At 70.4% G+C, this 17,231-nt stretch carries 15 protein-coding genes and 1 riboswitch; of the genes, 11 read left to right on the top strand and 4 right to left on the bottom strand.

The genetic code is table 11. The features are described 5' to 3' along the window. Window positions 1-13: 13 nt before the first annotated feature. Both RSP_RS17675 and RSP_RS17670 read right to left on the bottom strand, forming a co-directional pair. Window positions 14-733 carry a FadR/GntR family transcriptional regulator gene (locus RSP_RS17675; protein ID WP_009562709.1) on the bottom strand — a complete coding sequence of 240 codons (720 nt, stop codon included), beginning with the start codon at window positions 731-733 and terminating at the stop codon, window positions 14-16. 32 nt (window positions 734-765) lie between these two features. After that, complete coding sequence (locus RSP_RS17670) at window positions 766-1,863, bottom strand: four-carbon acid sugar kinase family protein (protein ID WP_011339281.1); 1,098 nt, start codon at window positions 1,861-1,863, stop codon at window positions 766-768. A 289-nt stretch (window positions 1,864-2,152) separates the two neighbouring features. Here RSP_RS17670 and RSP_RS17665 point away from each other — a divergent pair, with 289 nt between their 5' ends. Further along, window positions 2,153-2,956 carry a YdcF family protein gene (locus tag RSP_RS17665; RefSeq protein WP_002724181.1) on the top strand — a complete coding sequence of 268 codons (804 nt, stop codon included), beginning with the start codon at window positions 2,153-2,155 and terminating at the stop codon, window positions 2,954-2,956. Between the two features lie 6 nt (window positions 2,957-2,962). Here the strand turns inward: RSP_RS17665 and RSP_RS17660 are convergent, their stop codons facing one another. Continuing rightward, window positions 2,963-5,599, bottom strand: coding sequence for a sensor domain-containing phosphodiesterase (locus RSP_RS17660; RefSeq protein ID WP_017140375.1), 2,637 nt, complete (start codon window positions 5,597-5,599; stop codon window positions 2,963-2,965). Between the two features lie 15 nt (window positions 5,600-5,614). Further along, window positions 5,615-7,285 (bottom strand): histidine kinase N-terminal 7TM domain-containing diguanylate cyclase, encoded by a 1,671-nt coding sequence (locus RSP_RS17655; protein WP_227590668.1) that lies wholly within the window; start codon window positions 7,283-7,285, stop codon window positions 5,615-5,617. A 241-nt stretch (window positions 7,286-7,526) separates the two neighbouring features. Here RSP_RS17655 and RSP_RS17650 point away from each other — a divergent pair, with 241 nt between their 5' ends. From RSP_RS17650 to RSP_RS17605, 10 genes are all read left to right on the top strand, one after another. Continuing rightward, window positions 7,527-8,417, top strand: a complete 891-nt coding sequence (locus RSP_RS17650; RefSeq protein ID WP_011339276.1) for a LysR family transcriptional regulator — start codon at window positions 7,527-7,529, stop codon at window positions 8,415-8,417. An 89-nt stretch (window positions 8,418-8,506) separates the two neighbouring features. Beyond that, on the top strand, window positions 8,507-9,310 hold the full coding sequence (locus RSP_RS17645; RefSeq protein ID WP_011339275.1) for a carbon-nitrogen hydrolase family protein: 804 nt from the start codon (window positions 8,507-8,509) through the stop codon (window positions 9,308-9,310). Window positions 9,311-9,319: 9 nt separating this feature from the next. Next, window positions 9,320-9,973 carry an RraA family protein gene (locus RSP_RS17640; protein ID WP_009562698.1) on the top strand — a complete coding sequence of 218 codons (654 nt, stop codon included), beginning with the start codon at window positions 9,320-9,322 and terminating at the stop codon, window positions 9,971-9,973. Between the two features lie 73 nt (window positions 9,974-10,046). Next, window positions 10,047-11,090 carry an ABC transporter substrate-binding protein gene (locus tag RSP_RS17635; protein ID WP_011339274.1) on the top strand — a complete coding sequence of 348 codons (1,044 nt, stop codon included), beginning with the start codon at window positions 10,047-10,049 and terminating at the stop codon, window positions 11,088-11,090. 1 nt (window position 11,091) lies between these two features. Next, window positions 11,092-12,210, top strand: coding sequence for an ABC transporter ATP-binding protein (locus RSP_RS17630; protein ID WP_011339273.1), 1,119 nt, complete (start codon window positions 11,092-11,094; stop codon window positions 12,208-12,210). Continuing rightward, window positions 12,207-13,079: an ABC transporter permease gene (locus tag RSP_RS17625; protein ID WP_011339272.1), complete on the top strand. Its 873-nt coding sequence runs from the start codon at window positions 12,207-12,209 to the stop codon at window positions 13,077-13,079. The genes RSP_RS17630 and RSP_RS17625 overlap by 4 nt, the downstream gene beginning before the upstream one ends. Window positions 13,080-13,089: 10 nt before the next feature. After that, window positions 13,090-13,884 (top strand): ABC transporter permease, encoded by a 795-nt coding sequence (locus RSP_RS17620; protein ID WP_002724163.1) that lies wholly within the window; start codon window positions 13,090-13,092, stop codon window positions 13,882-13,884. A 100-nt stretch (window positions 13,885-13,984) separates the two neighbouring features. Beyond that, window positions 13,985-14,184: riboswitch (cobalamin riboswitch) on the top strand. Between the two features lie 172 nt (window positions 14,185-14,356). Next, window positions 14,357-15,361, top strand: a complete 1,005-nt coding sequence (locus RSP_RS17615; RefSeq protein ID WP_011339271.1) for an ABC transporter substrate-binding protein — start codon at window positions 14,357-14,359, stop codon at window positions 15,359-15,361. Next, entirely contained in the window at window positions 15,358-16,392 is a 1,035-nt protein-coding gene (locus tag RSP_RS17610; protein WP_011339270.1) for a FecCD family ABC transporter permease, read from the top strand. The genes RSP_RS17615 and RSP_RS17610 overlap by 4 nt, the downstream gene beginning before the upstream one ends. Then, the gene (locus RSP_RS17605) at window positions 16,389-17,171 is read left to right on the top strand and encodes an ABC transporter ATP-binding protein (RefSeq protein ID WP_011339269.1); all 783 of its coding nucleotides are present in this window, start codon (window positions 16,389-16,391) and stop codon (window positions 17,169-17,171) included. Before RSP_RS17610 ends, RSP_RS17605 begins: the two co-directional genes overlap by 4 nt. Window positions 17,172-17,231 lie beyond the last annotated feature (60 nt).

The following is a 17,231-nucleotide window of genomic DNA, read 5'->3' as shown; positions in this document are numbered from 1 at the left end:
AGCGCTGCCGCGCTCAGCGCATCCGGAGATCGAGGAGGCTCCCGCCGAACAGGCGGTCGCGGGAATGTTCGAGATGGGCGCGCATCTGGTCGCGCGCCTCGTCGGCCCGGCCGTCCCGCACGGCCTCGAAGATGCCCGCATGTTCGCGCAGCACCCCTTCGAGACCCTTCTGGCCGTCGGTCATCAGCGCGTCGCCGTGCAGCTTCATCCCCACATTGATGTGGTTGCGCAGCGCGCGCAGCGTGGCCTCGTAATACTGGTTGTTCGCCCCTCGTGCGATGCCCACATGGAAGGCGAAATCGGCATCCTCGCGGTGCTGCATCGACCCGGTCGCCGCCCGCAGCTGTTCGAGCGCGGCCTCGATCTCGGCGAGGATGGCCGGGTTGCGGCGCTGCGCTGCGAGCCATGTGGCGTCGGTCTCGATGGTGATGCGGAACTCGTAGCAGCGCTGGATGTCGGCCAAGGTCTCGACCCGCGCAAAGCCCAGCGGCGCGATCTGGATCGGGCGGACGTAGTTGCCCGCGCCCTGCCGGGAATGGACGATCCCCTCGTCGCGCAGCCGTTCCAGCGCCGCCCGCAGCACCGGGCGCGAGACGCCCAGCTCCTCGGCCAGCTGCATCTCGGGCGGCAGTTTCTGGTTCGGTGGATAGTCCCCGTTCGAGATGCGGGTGTAGAGCGTGTGATAGACCTTGTCGGCCAGCGGCATTCGGGTCGACTGTTTGAGATGGGCCATGGCTCGCTTCGTCCGGGGTCGCCCCTCAAGGCTTAGACCCTCTCCAGGAATTTTACAAGTTTTACAACCGTGTCCGGCGGTCCGAAGCCGCCCGACTTGGTGACGATCCTGAGCCTGCGCCCCGCGTGGTGCGCCTCCGAGACGGGGATGCCGGGGAGAAGCTCGCCCAGAAGGTCGAGCTGCCCGATCCCGAGCTCGGCCAGGATCGCATTCGCGCTCTCGCCGCCGCAGGCGAAGAGCGTGGCCACCGGCCGCGCGGTCATGGAAGCCGCGATCCCGCGCGCGAAGGTGTCTCCCGCGACGGCAGCCGGGCAGGCGGGCTCGGCCGGCGTCATCCGCACGAGGAGCGCATCTGCCGCGGGAAGGGCCGGAACCGCGCCGTTCGGCGCTTCGTGGATCGGCAGCGCGTGCGGTGCCGCGATCTGCGCGAGGGTCACCGGATCGCGCGAGCCGATGGCGAAGAGGGCAGGGGTCGACAAAAGATGCGTCCGGGTCGACGGCGCATCGGGCCAGAGCCTGCGGGCCAACGCCGCGGCAAGGCCTGCCGCGCCCACGAAGACCTGCGTGGCGAGGTCGTCGGGCAGCGCCGCCTCGATCTCCGCATCGGTGCGCGCGTCGATCACCCGGGCCGGGCGCCCGAGGGCGGGGGCCACCGCGATGGGCCGGTCCAAGCCGGCCCCCGTCACCGCGCCCGCTTCGCAGAACCGGCCGAGGGCGGGAATCGCCGGCGTGGCGAGGATCGGGCGCGGATCGCCCTCCAGAAGCGCCGCCAGTTCGGCCGCAATCGGACCCTTCAGGCGGCTGTCGATCTTCTTGAAGAGGAGCGGCTGCGCGCCCAGAAGCGCCCGCACCTCGGCCAGCCGTGCCTGCGCCTCGGCAACCCCGAGGTCGCGCGTGCCGGTCGAGAGCGCGATGACCTCGGCGCCACTCGCCAGCGCCTCCGGCAGATCGGCGAGGCTCCGCGCCACGCGCACCCGTGCGCCCCGCATCGCAAAGCCCGCGCCGGCGTCGAGGGCGCCGGTCAGGTCGTCCGCAACGATGACAAGCCGCGTCACGGGCACCCCCGTCCCTGAGGCGCGCCGACCGCCTGCGGACCGGAACCCAGCGTCAGGGGCCTTCTCTGCCGACATGACGCCTTGGCCATCCGTTGCTGCATGTCGTCTCCAAGACGTAAAGTGGTCTGGATACGTCGGTCACCCGAGGGGGTGAAAGCCAATATCCTCGAAAATTGCCTAGCACATTCAAGGCATATTGAGAAGCGATTGCTTCGCCGTGAATTTTACAAATCCGACGCGAAAACCGAGAGGTGCCCTGAACCGTTCGTCCTCCCCGTCCGGGAGACGCCCGGCGGCGGTTGTCATTCCGCGCTGCAGCGGCAGAATGGCCCGGAACCGCTTTCCTCCGACGCAGGCCCCGCCCATGGACACGATCTTCTTCATCGCCTCCAAGCTCGTCTGGATGCTGGTCAGGCCCGAGACGCTGCTCGTCCTTGCCGTGGCGGCGGGTCTCGCAGCCCTCGTCCTGCGCCGTCTCCGTCTGGCGGCGGCGCTGCTTCTGTCGAGCTGTCTGGCCTTCCTCGCGGTGGGTGCGCTTCCGCTGTCGTATCTGGCCCTCTCCTCGCTCGAGCGGGTCTGGCCCGCCGATCCGCCGGTGGGCGAGGTGGCGGGCATCATCCTCCTCGGCGGCAGCGAGGATGCGGCCGCGGCGCGGAAGTGGCGGCGGCCCGCCGTGACCGAGGCGGGCGATCGCTACCTCGCGACCATCGCCCTCGCGCGGCGCTTTCCGGAGGCGCGCGTGCTCTTCACCGGGGGCAGCGGGCGGCTGTTCGGGGCCGAGATCCCCGAGGCCCGCATCGCACGCGAGATCCTCGTCTCGGCCGGTGTCGATCCGGCCCGGCTGATCCTCGAGGGACAATCGCGCAACACGGCCGAGAATGCGCGCTTCGCCAAGGCCCTCGTGGCGAACCAGGGGCAGGGAAGCTGGCTCCTCGTCACCTCGGCCTTCCACATGCCGCGCGCGGTCGAGACCTTTTGCGCGGCGGGCTGGCAGGATCTGGTGCCCTGGCCCACCGACTACCGCACGGCCAGCTTGCGCGACGGGATCGGCTGGGATCTGGCGCGCAATCTCGATCTGCTGAACGTGGCCGTGCGGGAATGGATCGGGATCCTGGCCTACCGGGTCACGGGCCGGGCTGTGACCGCCCGTTGCACGCGGGGCGGCTGACCCGCCTCAGCCCGGAACCGCGGCTGGCGTCACGAAGGCCGCCTCGAAGGCCTCGACGGGCAGGGGGCGACCCAGCAGATAGCCCTGCAGCCGGTCGCAGCCCTCCGCCGAGAGCCAGCTGCGCTGCCGCTCGGTCTCGACGCCTTCGGCGGTCACGGCAAGGCCCAGGGCATGGGCAAGGCTGAGGATCGCCTGGATCAGCGGCTTGCTGTCGCGCCGCTCCGCCGTCTCGAGGCCCGCCACGAAGCCGCGGTCGATCTTGATCTCGGTCGCCTCGATCCGATGCAGATAGGAGAGCGAGGCGTAGCCCGTGCCGAAATCGTCGATGGCGATGCCCACACCGGCGCGCCGCAGGGTGGCGATATTGTGGTCCGCGACCGAGGAGAGCGTGGCGAGGGACGTGTCGGTCAGTTCGACCACGAGCTGCTGCGGGCAGACATCCTCCTCCGCGAGGTGCTGCAGCAGCTCCTCGGCAAAGCCCGCGCGGGCGAAGGTCTGGGCCGAGGCATTGACCGCGAGCCGGTGGCGCCAGCCACGCCGCGCCCAGAGGCCGAGCTGCCGCGCGGCCAGAACCGCCACATGCGCGTCGATGCGCTGGATGAGGCCCGCTTCCTCGGCGATGGGAATGAACTCCGCGGGGCCGATCTCGCCCAGCCGGGGATCAGTCCAGCGCAGGAGCGCCTCGGCCCCGTCGAAGGCGCCGCAGGCCCTGAACTGCGGTTGAAACACGAGGCGCAGGTCGGCCTCGACGTCGGCCGCCAGCGCCTGGGTGATGGCGCTGCGCCGGGCTTCGGCGGCGAATTGCGCCTGCGAGAGCAGGACGCTGCGGTTGCGCCCCGCGCGTTTGGCGGCATGCAGCGCGATGTCCGCGCCTGTCATCAGAAGCGCCATCGAGGTCCCGTGTTCGGGATGGAGCGCGATGCCGGCGGAGGCTGCCAGATGCACCGGCTGGCGGCCGACCTCGATCGGGGCCGAGATGGCGGCCCGCAGCGCCTCGGCCAGACGCGGGGCACTGGCGGCGTCGGTGCCGGGCGCCAGCACCATGAATTCGTCGCCGCCCATCCGCGCCACGAGACAGTCGGCCCCCGCCACGGCCCGCAGCCGGTCGGCCGCGATGCGCAGCACCGCATCCCCGGTGTCGTGGCGCTGCAGGTCGTTCACCGCCTTGAAATTGTCGAGGTCGAGCATCACCAGCGCGAAGGGAGCGGCCTCCGTCAGCCGGGTCTCGACGGCATCGGCGAGCGCGCGCCGGTTCGCGAGCCCGGTCAGCGGGTCCTCCGCCGCCTGCCGCCGCAGCCGCTCGGCCGAGGCCTCGGCATGGGTGATGTCGGTGACGGAGATCACGATCCGCGCGTCGTCGGCGGCCTGTGGCAGGGGGGCTGCATTGATGGACAGGATGCCGAACTGGCCATCGGGGCGGCGGATCGCATAGCGCAGGTCGTGCAGCGGCGCGCCGGTGGCGCGCACGAGGGCCGAGGGCATGTCGGCCTCGGGCAGCGGACGGCCGTCCAGCGTCTCTAGGACCGCCTCCATCCGGAGACCGCCGCGATGGGGCTGCAGCACGAGGAGCCGCCGGGCCTCGTCGTTGGCATAGACGATGCCGCCCTCTGCATTCAGGGCCACGATGGCCGAGACGCTGGTCTGAAGAACGGCGGTCAGAAAGGCGTTGCGGGTGGCCAGCTCGCGCTCGAGCACCTTGCGGTCGGTGATGACCGTCTCGACCGACGCATGACCGGCGTAGCGCCCGTCCGCGTCGGACAGCGGATGGGCGTTGAAGCGGATCCAGTAGGGCTGGCCCGCGGCCGTGTAGTTGATCGTCTCGCCCTCGCAGCTCGAACAGGTGCGGATCGCCTCGGCGACGGCGGCGCAGACGCCGGGATCCGTTCCGGGGCCGCGCACCACCTCGGCAAAGTTCCGGCCCCGGATCGCCTCGAGGCTGTGACCCGTCTGGCGTTCGAAGGCCCGGTTCACCCAGACGATCTGCTGCTCGACGTCGGTCACGATGACGAGGTTCGTCATCAGCTCGGTCACGCGCGCCAGCCGTTCGAGGTTGCGCGCCACATCGCGGGCGGCACTGCGGGCCGCCACGGCGCGGCGCTCGGCATCCCGCCGTGCGAGGGCGGCACCCATCGCCTCGGCGATGGAGTGCAGGAGGGCCATCTCTGCCGGATCGACGGGGCGACGGGCCCTGAAGAGGCTGAGGCCCACCACGCCGGTCAGCGCCGTGCCAGCGGTCAGGGGCATCAGGACAAGCGCCCGGATCCCGTGCCGGGCCATCTGCTGCTTCGCCGGATCGTCCTCGGGCAGGCCGTGCAGATCGGGCACATCGACCGGTTCGCCGCGGCGCAGGATCGGCATCCAGCGATCGAGCGTGCCGAGCGGAATGCGCTGCATCTCCGGCCGGATCTCCGAGATCCCCGACCTGCACCATTCGTGCGTGCAGTCCAGCACCTGCCCGGCCTCGATCCGGTAGACCCGCGTCCGGTCGGCGCCACAGTGCGCGCCGAGTTCCGCGATGGTGCGGGCGATGGCCGCGTCCACCTGGGTGCCGGTCGCCCGCATCAGCGCCCGCATCAGCGGCGTGGCGAGGCGCTGGCCTTCCGACAGGCGATGGGCGAGGACTGCGGGCGGATGCGGGATCATCGGAGCCACCTCGTCTCAGGCCGAGGCCGGCCGCGGCGGCCCGGACAGGACCGCCGCCGCATCGGCCGCGTCGCGCCGCGCTGCGTCCAGATGCAGGATCTGATTGCGGCCCCGACGCTTCGCCTCGTAGAGCCGCGCGTCGGCCCGGGCGGTCAGCTGGCCGAGGCTCCTGCCGTCGCCGGGCCGCATGGCCACGCCGGCCGAGAAGGTCAGGCGCGGCAGGTCTCCGTCGCGCAGCGGCGGGTCCGCCTCCAGCCGGCGTGCGAGCTTTTCGAGAAGGTCCACCACCGCCCCCGTGTCCTGTCCCGGGCAGAGGGTCAGGAATTCTTCGCCGCCGATGCGGAAGGCGCGCGCCCCCTCGGGCAGGACGGCCGACAGCTCGACCGCGAACCGTTGCAGCACCCGGTCGCCCATCGCATGGCCCAGCCGGTCGTTGATCTGCTTGAAATGGTCGATGTCGATCAGGGCGAGGGCGATGGCCCCCTCGCGCTCGGTGGCGGCCTCGAACTGACGGTCGAGGGCGCGCCTGTTGCCGAGCCCGGTCAGCGGATCCGAGCGGGCCGAAGCCTCGGCCGCCTCACGCAGCCGGGTGATCTCGGCCAGCCGGTCGCGGGACTGGGCGAGGGCCGCCTCGAGCCGCGCGGCATTCCGGCGAAGCTCGGTCGTGTCCGTCATCAGGGCCACGGCGCCGAGGAGCGTGCGGCCGGTGCCGAGCGGTCGCCAGATCGGCAGGAACCGGAGGTCGAGCGTCCGGCCGCCGAGCTCGACAGGCTCGCGCGCCGGGCTCGGGCGCTCGCCCTTCTCCATCAGCTCGAGCAGCGAGGCAAAGGGCCCCGCAGGGTCGAGCGCGGTCCCGGGCGCGAGGTCCGGCATCAGGAGACCGGCGGCGGGATTGAGGCCCGCGATCTGGCCGCGGGCGGTCACCACCAGCACCGGATCGGCCACGTTGAAATAGATGAGGTCGCGCGCGACCGTCGTCAGGTCGAAGGTCCGGTTGCCGTAGATGGCCCAGGTGAGGACGAGCAGCACGAAGGCGAAGGCGAAGGGTGTGGGGTCGAAGCCGAAGACGGTGGCCTTGAACAGGACATAGGCGAGGTTCGCCACGATGGGGGCGAGCGTCCCGAAGAGCATCATCAGCAGCATCGGGCGCTGTGCCCGCGCGGCCCGGAAGGCGCCGAAGGCGGCGATGCCCACCGAGGAGAGCAGGAAGACATAGAGAAGCGCCGTCGCGCCATAGAACAGCGGCCCGTGGAGAAAGACCTCCGAAAGCCGCCCGTCGATCACCGCGAGGTGGGTGCCCGGCAGGTAGAAGAGCCCGTGCCAGGGATTGGTCGCGACGATCGCCGTGACCGAGAGGACGATGCCCCCGAGGATCCCTGCCTCGAGACGCCGCCCGCCGATGCGGCCGCCCTGGCAATAGTGGCGCAGGAACAGGAACCAGCTGACCGGCACCAGAGCGATGGCGGGCCAGGCCAGCGAGCCGAAGGCCATCTTGCAGCCGAGGCCGGGGGTCGCCATTTCCAGCCCCGCAAAGGCGAGCCACCAGAGGACGCCGCAGACGGCGCTCAGGAAATATTCTCGTCCGAAGAAATATTCCTGCCGGAGAAGCCAGGCCGTGAGCAGGCTGAATCCCAGAAAGGTCGATGCTGCGACGAAAACAGCGGCATCGATATTCAGGCTGCTCAAGCAATGGGTAGGGTCCATTGACGGTCCGGCCGCAGGGGGTGGAAGCCTCCTTACCACCTTCGGCTGAAGCAGGGAACAAGGCGCCGCAAGAATTATCAGAGTGTTCCGCAAGCCTTCCGCCGCCGCCCGCCGCGGGCCCGCGCCGTCGCAAGATCCTCATCTTGAGCCCGGGGCCTGCGCGTGGGACTTCTGGGCGACATGCGGGGCAGGAGAGCGACATGCAGGGCAGGAGATGGGCACCATGAATCTTCGCTTCATCGAAACCTTCCTCTGGGTGGCGCGTCTGGGCAGCTTCCGCGCCGCGGCCGAGCGGCTGAACACAACGCAGGCCGCCGTCTCGAACCGCATCGCCACGCTCGAGGCGGCGCTGGGGCAGGACCTCTTCGAGCGGATGCCGGGCGGCGTGCGGCTCTCGCCCATCGGGCAGCGCGCCATCGCACCGGCCGAGGATCTGATGCGCAGCGCCATGGAATTCCGCATCTCTGTCGGCCGCCCCGAACAGCTCCGCTCGACGGTGCGGATCGGCACCATCGACAGCATCGTGCAGGCCTGGCTCCCCCGCTTCATCGAGCGGGTGCGCGAGCTCTATCCCGGCCTCACCCTCGATCTGAACGTCGATACATCGCGCGGGATCGCGCGCGAGATCGTCGAGCGCAAGATCGACCTCGCGCTCCTGATGGGGCCGGTGCTCGAGGCGGGCCTGCGCAACGTGGATCTGGGCAGCATGGACTGCGCCTGGGTCGCGGCGCCGGGCTTCGGGCTCGGCGGGCGCAGGATCGGCCTCGCCGATCTCGTCGACCTGCCGATCCTCACCTTCTCGCGCAACAGCGACCCGCATGTCTGGCTGATGCGCCAGTTCGAGGAGCTGCGCCTGCCGCAGCCCGCGATCTCGAACTCGAATTCGCTCTCGGCCATGCTGCGGCTGGCGCTCGAAGGGGTAGGGGTGGCGCTGATGACACGGCCGGTCGTCGAGGCGGCGCTGGCCTCCGGGGCGCTCGACCTTCTCGACGTGGATCCGCCCTTTCCGCCGCTCGCGCTCCATGCGGTCTTCGCCGACCACGGCGACAACCTGCTGCCCGTGGCCCTCTCGGAGGTCGCGGCGCAGGTCGCGCTGGAGGAGCGGGGGCGATAAGTTTTTCTGTTCGGACCCCACAAAAAAGAGTCGTTTGCCACGGAGCGGCCCGACAGGGAGCCTTGAACGGAGAAAAGCAGGAGGCTCGCATGAGAGTTAGCTTGATCCAGATGAATTCCGCCGAGAACAAGGAGCGGAATCTGGACGTGGCGGAGGAGATGATCCGCAAGGCGGTCGGGGTCGAGAAACCCGACCTGGTGGTGCTGCCGGAATATTTCGCCTTCCTCGGCGAGGGGCGGGAGGCGGTCCACGGCAATGGCGAGGCCTTCCCGGAGGGGCCGACCTACCGGCGCTTCTCGGCGCTGGCGTCCGAACTGGGCGTGACGCTGCATCTGGGCTCGATGGTCGAGAAGGCCGGGAACGGCCATTACAACACCACGCTCGTCTTCGGCCCCGACGGCGCCGAGATCGCCCGCTACCGCAAGATGCACCTCTTCGACATCGACGTGCCGGGCGGCATGTCCTACCGCGAGTCCGACACGATCAGCCGCGGCGAGGAGGTCGTGACCTACCGGGTGGGCGAGACCACGGTCGGCTGCGCCATCTGCTACGACATCCGCTTCCCGGAACTCTTCCGCGCGCTGCGCGACAAGGGGGCGGAGGTGATCGTGCTGCCCGCGGCCTTCACGCTGATGACGGGCAAGGATCACTGGGAGGTGCTGGCGCGGGCGCGCGCCATCGAGACCCAGACCTATTTCCTCGCCGTGGGCCAGACCGGCTCGCATGCCGAAGGGCGCAAATGGTGCTGGGGCCATACGATGGCGATCGACCCCTGGGGCCATGTCGTGGCCCAATGTTCCGACGGCGAGGGTCTGACGACCGCCGTCGTCGATCCCGCCCGTATCGAGGCCGTCCGCCGTGACGTGCCCGTGGCCCAGCACCACGTTCTCTGAGGACTGCGCATGTTCACTGTCAACCAGATGCCCCCGCAGATCGCGCCGGCCCTCGTCGCGCGGATGGAGAAGGTGGAGGTGGCCACCGTGGGTCACTTCCTCCATTCCGGTTTCCCCGACCGCGATCTGCGCGCGGTCCTGCCCGAGAAGCGCGTGGCGGGCACCGCCGTCACCGTGCGGCTGCCGCATGCGGATTCGACGATCCTCCACTATCTGACAAAGCTCGTCCGGCCCGGCGATTTCATCATCGTGGACCGCTGCGGCGACACGAAACACGCCTGCTGGGGCGGGGTCGTGACCCATGCGATGAAGCTCGGCGGCATCGTGGGCGCGGCCATCGACGGCCCGGCCACCGACTTCTCCGAGATCCGCCGGGTCGAACTGCCGATGTGGTGCCGGGGGCCCGCGCCGATCACGACGAAGATCCTCGGGCTCGAGGGCGCGATCAACGTGCCGGTGAGCCTCGGCGGGCACACCGTCCATCCGGGCGATGCGGTCATTGCCGACGAGAGCGGCCTCGTGATCCTGCCGCCCGAGCGGGCGGAATGGGCCACCGAAAAGGCGCTCGGGATGCAGGAGGCCGAGCTCGTGCTGCTCGACCGGCTGCGCAAGGGCGAATGGCTGCCCGACATTTCGGGGGCCACGAAGCTCGTCGAGGCCTGAGGGGCCCCCGGCTCCGGCCGTGCCCCGCGCGGCCGGGACCCATTCACGAGAAGCAACAGGGAAAGGCAACGTCATGACGAACAGAAGCCTTGCGGCGAGCGCGGCGGTTCTGGCGCTCACGGCCGGAGCGGCGCAGGCCGAGACGGTGGTGCTGTCGGCCTATTCGGGCATCTTCGAGGAGAATTACCGCGCGGCGGTGGTCGAGCCCTTCATGGAGGCGCATCCCGACATCGACGTGGAATTCTACGGCATGCCCAACTCCGCCCAGATGCTCGGCACCCTGCGGGCGCAGAAGTCCGCGCCCCAGATCGACGTGATGATCCTTGACGTCTCGGTCGCCAAGGCCGCCACCGACGAAGGGCTGTTCGCTCCCCTCGACGAGAGCGTGACCGCCCATGTGGCCGATCTCTATCCGCAGGCCCGCGTCGAGGGCGTGAATGCGGTGGGCGTCACCTTCGACAACCTCGTGATGCTCTACAACACCGACAAGGTGACCGAGGCCCCGACCTCGTGGGAGGCGCTCTGGGATCCGCAGTGGAAGGGGCAGGTCTCGATCCCCGCGGTGCCCGACATCCAGGGCACCACCCTCACCATCATCGCGAACCGCCTCGCGGGCGGCGAGGGCTACATGGACGGAATGGAGCCGGGGATCGGCAAGCTCATGGAGCTCGCGCCGAACGTCCAGACCTGGGAGCCGCGCCCCGACGTCTATCAGCCGATCTCGAGCGGGACCGCCTCGATCGGCATCGGCTGGAACGCGCGGGCGCAGGTCTATGCCGACAAGTCCGACGGCAAGCTCGGCGTCGTGCTGCCCGAAGAGGGAAGCGGCTTCCAGATCAACGTGATCGGCCTCGTGCAGGATGCCCCCGCGGGCGATGCGGCCAGGACCTTCCTCGACTATGCCCTGAGCCCCGAGGTGCAGGCGCGCTTCACCGAGACCATGTTCTACGCGCCCACCAACCAGAAGGCCGCGGCGCTCGTCTCCGAAGCGGCGCTCGAGCGGACGGCGGCGGGCTCCATGGACGAGATGATCCCGATCAACTGGCTCGAGGTTGCCACGATCCGCGATGCCGTCACCGAACAGTGGCGCCGCCGCATCATCCCGCTGAGCCGCTGACATGATGGTCGAGCGCGCGATGACCCCGGAGGCCGCCCTCGGGACCCCGGAGGGTCCCGATCACCTGGTCCTGAGCGAGGTCGGCATGACCTTCGGGACGCTCGACGTCATCCCCTCGCTGTCGCTTTCGGTCAGGCGGGGCGAGATGGTGGCTTTCCTCGGCCCCTCGGGCTGCGGCAAGACCACGACGCTGCGCATGATCGCGGGCTTGCTCGATCCCACGCGCGGCCGGATCTCGGTGGGCGGGCGGGAGATCACCCACCTGCCGGTCCACGACCGCGACATGGGCATGGTGTTCCAGAGCTATGCGCTCTTTCCCCACATGACCGTGTCGCAGAACGTGGCCTTCGGGCTCGAGATGCGGCGCATGGCCAAGGCCGAGATCCGGTCGCGGGTCGAGCGGGCGCTGGCCATGGTGCAGCTCGGCCATCTGGCCGGGCGCAAGCCCAAGGCGCTGTCCGGCGGGCAGCAGCAGCGGGTGGCGCTGGCCCGCGCACTGGTGGTCGAGCCCTCGATCCTGCTGCTCGACGAGCCGCTTTCCAACCTCGATGCGAAGCTGCGCGACGAGATGCGGGTGCAGATCCGCAGCCTCCAGCAGCAGAGCGGGATCACCGCGGTCTTCGTGACCCACGATCAGGTCGAGGCGCTCAGCATGTGCGACCGGATCGTGGTGATGCGCGGCGGCCATGTCGAGCAGTTCGGCACGCCGAACGAGATCTACGAGCGGCCGGCGACGCCCTTCGTGGCCTCCTTCGTGGGCCGCACCAACCGGCTTTCGGGCCGGGTCGATCCGTCGGGGCGGCTGCTGATCGAGGGCCGGCCGGTCGCCGCTGAAGGGCGGCTGCCCGAGGGCGCGGTCGAGGTGCTGGTGCGCCCGCACCGGATGAGCCTGCGCGCCGCCGCGGAGGATCAGCCTGTCGGTCTCAACAGCCTGCCCGGCGTGTTGACCGGGGCCACCTTCGTGGGCGACCTCATTCAGGCCACGGTGCGGATCGGCGGCGACGAGATCACCGTCGAGCAGCTCACGCGCCGCCGCTCGGGCCTGCCCGAGCCGGGCTCGGCCGTGACCGTCGCCTGGGAGGCCGGCGACACGATGGTCTATCCCGAGGGCAGGGCATGACGGCCGTTCCCGCGGTCGCGGCCGGCCGGCGGCCGATGGGCGGGCAGCAGGTGGCGGTGGCGCTCCTCCTGCCCATCGCCCTCATCAATGTGGTGGGCTTCATGCTGCCCATCTTCAACCTCGCCCGCTATTCCTTCAACCGGGCGACGGTGGGCGGGGGGATCGAGAACGTCCTGACGCTCCAGAACTGGACCGGGCTTCTCAGCGACCCGTTCTATCTGCAGCTGATCCTGAACTCGGTCTTCGTCTCGCTCGGGGTCACGCTCTGTGCACTCGTCCTGTCCTATCCGATCGCGCTCTATCTCCACCGCGCCTCGGGCAGCTGGCGGACCTTCCTCACCGTGCTCGTGATCTCGCCGCTCCTGACCTCGGCGGTGGTGCGCACCTACGGCTGGATCGCGATCCTCGCCGAGGAGGGGCCGGTCGTCTCGGCGATCCGGGGCCTGGGCCTCACGCCGCCGCCGCTCATGTTCAACATCAACGGCGTCTTCATCGGCCTGACCGAGATCCTGATGCCCTATATGATCCTCGCCCTTCTCGCGGGGTTCGGGCGGCTCGATCCGCGCGTCGAGGAGGCCGCGCGCACGCTCGGCGCCACCCCCTGGCAGAGCTTCCGGCGCGTGATCCTGCCGCTGACCGCGCCCGGCATCGCGCTGGGGTGCCTCCTGTGCTTCGTGCTGGCGGTCTCGTCCTTCATCACGCCGAAGCTCATGGGGGGCGGGCGCGTCTTCCTGCTCGCGACCGAGATCTACGATCAGGCCATCGTGACCCTGAACTGGCCGCTGGCCTCGACGCTCTCGATCCTCGTCCTCGTGATCTTCGGGGCGGCGCTCGTGGCCTATTCCGCCGTGCTGAAACGTCTGGACTGAGGAGGGCGCCATGCAGATCCACAAGACCTCGAAGCCGATGGGGATCCTCGTCGCGGTGCTCTTCCTCTATCTGCTCGCGCCGGTGATCCTCGTCTTCCCGATCTCCCTCTCGGGCGACAGCGTGCTGCGCTTTCCGCCGACCTCCTGGTCCCTCCGCTGGTACGAGGCCCTGTTCGAGAACCGAGCCATGCTCGGCGCCTTCTGGACGAGCCTGTCGCTCGCGGCCATCGTCACCGTGCTCTCGCTGGTGATCGCGGTGCCGGCGGCCTGGGTGATGGTGCGGATGGAGTTCCGCGGGCGGGATCTCCTGTTCAACCTCTTCACCGCGCCCCTCCTGCTGCCCACCATCGTGCTGGGGCTCGCCATCCTCATCGTCTTCGCCTCCTTCGGGCTTCTGGCGACGATGCAGGGGCTGATCCTCGCCCATCTCGTCATCACGCTGCCCTATGCGCTGCGCATTCTGGCCGTTTCGCTCGCCACGCAGAACATGGCCTGCGAGGAGGCCGCAAAGACCCTCGGCGCGAAGCCCCTCACCGTCTTCTTCCGGGTGACGCTGCCGATGCTCACCCCGGGGATCGTGGCGGCGGCGGCGCTCTGCTTCCTCGTCTCCTTCGACGAGGTGGTGATCACGCTCTTCCTCACCGGGCCGCGCATCAGCACGCTGCCGGTCGAGCTCTACAACTACGTCTACAACACCGCCGATCCGCTGGTGGCCGCGGCCTCCGTGCTGCTGATCCTGCTGACGCTGGGCGTGATCCTCGTGGTCGAGCGCGCGATGGGCCTCGGGCGGGCCTTCGTGAAGTAAACCGCACCCGCGCGACCTTCGGGGCCGGTTGTTCCGGGGGAACGGCCGGCCCCGTTCTCATCGGCGCGCGCCCTCTCCCCTTGTCAACCGCGGCGCGACCGGCTACTCAATCCTCGTCGGTTTCCGTAAGGAATTGAAAGGGAATCCGCCGCCGGACCTGTCCGGCGAACCGGAACTGCCCCCGCAACTGTAGGCGGCGAGGAGCTCGCGATCAAAGCCACTGTGGCCTCAAGCCATGGGAAGGCCGCGCCAGCCCTGTGACCCGCCAGTCAGGAGACCTGCCGGCGTTCGATCTCAACGCGGCCCGGGCGGGGTGTCCGGGGGAGGTATCCATGACGTCTGCCCGAGGGTGCCCAGCGGCTCCCGCTCCAGCCAGCACGCGCGCCTGCCCCGACGGGGCAGCCTGCGGGTCCGCCACGGGCCTCGCCTCTCCCGTCCTGTCTTCGGCTGCCCCCCCAATCGGAGACATCGCATGTTCCCCCGCTTCCTGACCGCTGCGGCCCTTCTCGTGCTGGCCCAGTCCGCCGCGGCCGAAACCGGCTATCCGCTGACGCTCGACAACTGCGGGCGCACCCTCACCTTCGACCGGGCGCCCGACAGCGCGGTCACGGTGGGGCAGGCCGCCACCGAGGTCCTCTATGCCCTCGGGCTCGCCCCGAAGGTCACCGGCACCTCGGTCTGGTTCACGAGCGTCCTGCCTGCCTATGCCGAGGCCAATGCGGCGATCCCGCGGCTGGCCGACAACGACCCGAGCTTCGAATCCGTCGTGGCGCGGAAGCCGGGCCTCGTGGCCGTGCAATATGAATGGCACATCGGCCCGCAGGGCCTCGTCGGCACCCGCGAGCAGTTCGCCGATCTGGGCATCCCCACCTACATCCTGCCCGCCGACTGCTGGCAGAAGGACAACAGCCGGGGCTCGGACGGCACCCGAACGGCCATGTTCGAGATGGAGAGCGTCCTTGCCGGCATCCGCGAGCTGGGCGCGATCTTCGACGTGGGCCCGCGCGCCGAGGAACTCGTGGCCGGGCTTCGGGCGCGCGAGGCGGCCGCCGTCGGGAAGGCGCGGGCGCTCGGCCTGAAGGATGCCTCGGCGGTCTTCTGGTTCTCCTCGTCCGAGATGAACGCCGATCCGTTCGTCGCGGGCCGCAAGGGCCCGCCCGGCTACATGATGGCCGCCCTCGGCCTGCGCAACGTGGTCGAGAGCGACGAGGAATGGCCGACCGTGAGCTGGGAGAGCATCGCGCGCGCCAACCCTTCCGTGATCGTGCTGGCCCGGATGGAGCGGCGGCGCTTTCCGGCGGACGATGTCGAGAAGAAGCTCGACTTCCTCAAGTCCGACCCGGTGACGCGCGAGATGGAGGCCGTCAGGGCCGGTCGCATCGTCGTGCTGGACGCCCATGCCATGGATCCCTCGATCCGCAATGTGGATGCGCTCGAGACGCTGGCCGACGCGCTGCCCGCGCTGGGGCTCGAATGACGGTCGCGGCAACCTTCGGTCCCCGGCCCGCCCTCTGGCTGGGGCTTCTGGGGGCTGCCGCGCTCGGGCTTGCGATCCTGGCCGGCGTGGTGATCGGCGAGACGCCGCTGCCCCTGCCCACGGTGGCCGCGACCTTCGCCAACCGGATCTGGGGCGCGGGGCTCGCCGTCGATCCGATCGAGGCGGGCATCGTCTGGAACTACCGGCTGCCGCGGACGCTGGTCGCGGCGGCCTGCGGGGCGGGACTCGCGCTCTCGGGAGTGGTGCTGCAGTCGCTGGTGCGGAATGCGCTGGCCGATCCCTATCTGCTCGGCGTCTCGGCCGGCGCCTCGACGGGGGCGGTCGCGGTCGCGATCCTCGGCGTCGGGGGCGGGCTCGTCGGGCTTTCGGCCGGCGCCTTCGGCGGAGCCCTCCTCGCCTTCGCGCTGGTGGCGCTTCTGGCGCGCGCGGCGGGCGGGGGATCGGCCACGCTCGTGCTGGCGGGGATCGCGGGCTCGCAGCTCTTCAACGCGCTCACCTCGTTCTTCATCGCCCGCTCGGCCAGTGCCGAACAGGCGCGCGGCATCATGTTCTGGCTGCTGGGAAATCTCTCGGGCGTGCGCTGGCCCGACGTGACGCTCGCCCTGCCGGCCGCGCTGGCGGGGCTTCTCCTCTGCCTCTGGCATATCCGCGCGATGGATGCCTTCTCCTTCGGCACCCAGTCGGCGAAGGCCCTGGGCGTGCCCGTGCGCCGGGTGCAGGCGGTGCTGATCGGCATCACCACGCTGATGACGGCGGTGATGGTGAGCCTCGTCGGCTCCATCGGCTTCGTGGGCCTCGTCGTGCCCCATGCCGTGCGGCTCGTGGCCGGGCCGCGCCACGGCGCGCTCGTGCCTTGGGCGGCGCTGGCGGGCGCCATCTTCCTCATCGCGGCCGATGTGGTCTCGCGGGTGCTGATCGCGGGGCAGGTGGTGCCCATCGGCGTCGTCACGGCCCTCGTGGGCGCCCCGGGCTTCGCCCTCATCCTCATCCGCAACCGGCGGCGGCCATGAGGATCTCGGTCTTTGAGGCAGGCTGGCGGGCCGGCGGGCGCGCCATCGTCGCGGATGTGACGCTCGAGGTGGCGGAGGGCGAGACCTTCGGGCTGATCGGGCCGAACGGCTCGGGCAAGTCCACGCTCCTGCGGCTGATGGCGGGCCTTCTGCCGCGGGCCGAGGGCGAGGTGCGGCTCGACGGCGCGCCGCTGACGAGCCTCGGGCGGCGCGAGACCGCGCGCCGGGTGGCGCTGGTCGAGCAGCAGGCCGAGACGGGCGAGGCGCTCACCGCCCGCGACGCGGTCGAGCTCGGCCGCACGCCCTGGCTGTCGGCGCTTGCCCCTTTCGGTCCGGCCGACCGCGCCATCGTCGACGAGGCGCTGGCGGCGGTGGGCATGGCCCGGATGGCCGGGGCGCGCTGGTCGACGCTCTCGGGCGGCGAGCGCCAGCGGCTCCACATCGCCCGTGCGCTTGCGCAGCGGCCGCGGATCCTGCTGCTCGACGAGCCCACGAACCATCTCGACATCCACCACCAGCTCTCGCTCCTCCGGCTGGTGAGCCGGCTGCCGGTGACGGTGGTGATGGCGCTGCACGATCTCAATCAGGCGATGGCCTGCGACCGGATCGGGGTGATGGCCGGGGGGCGGCTCGCGGCGCTGGGTCCGCCGCACGAGGTTCTCACGCCCGAGCGGCTGGCGCAGATCTTCCGCGTCGGCGCCACGCGCCTGCGGGATCCGGCCGACGCGGCGACGTTCCTGCGCTTCCACTGTCTCGAGGACCTGCCGCACAGCGGCTGACGCCTTTCGCGCGCCTCAGGCCTCCCCGAGGGGCGCCGATGGCACCCCCCGGCCAGCCCC

The organism is Cereibacter sphaeroides 2.4.1, from assembly GCF_000012905.2.
Taxonomy (GTDB): Bacteria; Pseudomonadota; Alphaproteobacteria; order Rhodobacterales; family Rhodobacteraceae; genus Cereibacter_A; species Cereibacter_A sphaeroides.
The sequence above is the reverse complement of the archived record's forward strand: the minus strand, read 5'-3'. Positions and strand labels throughout refer to the sequence as shown.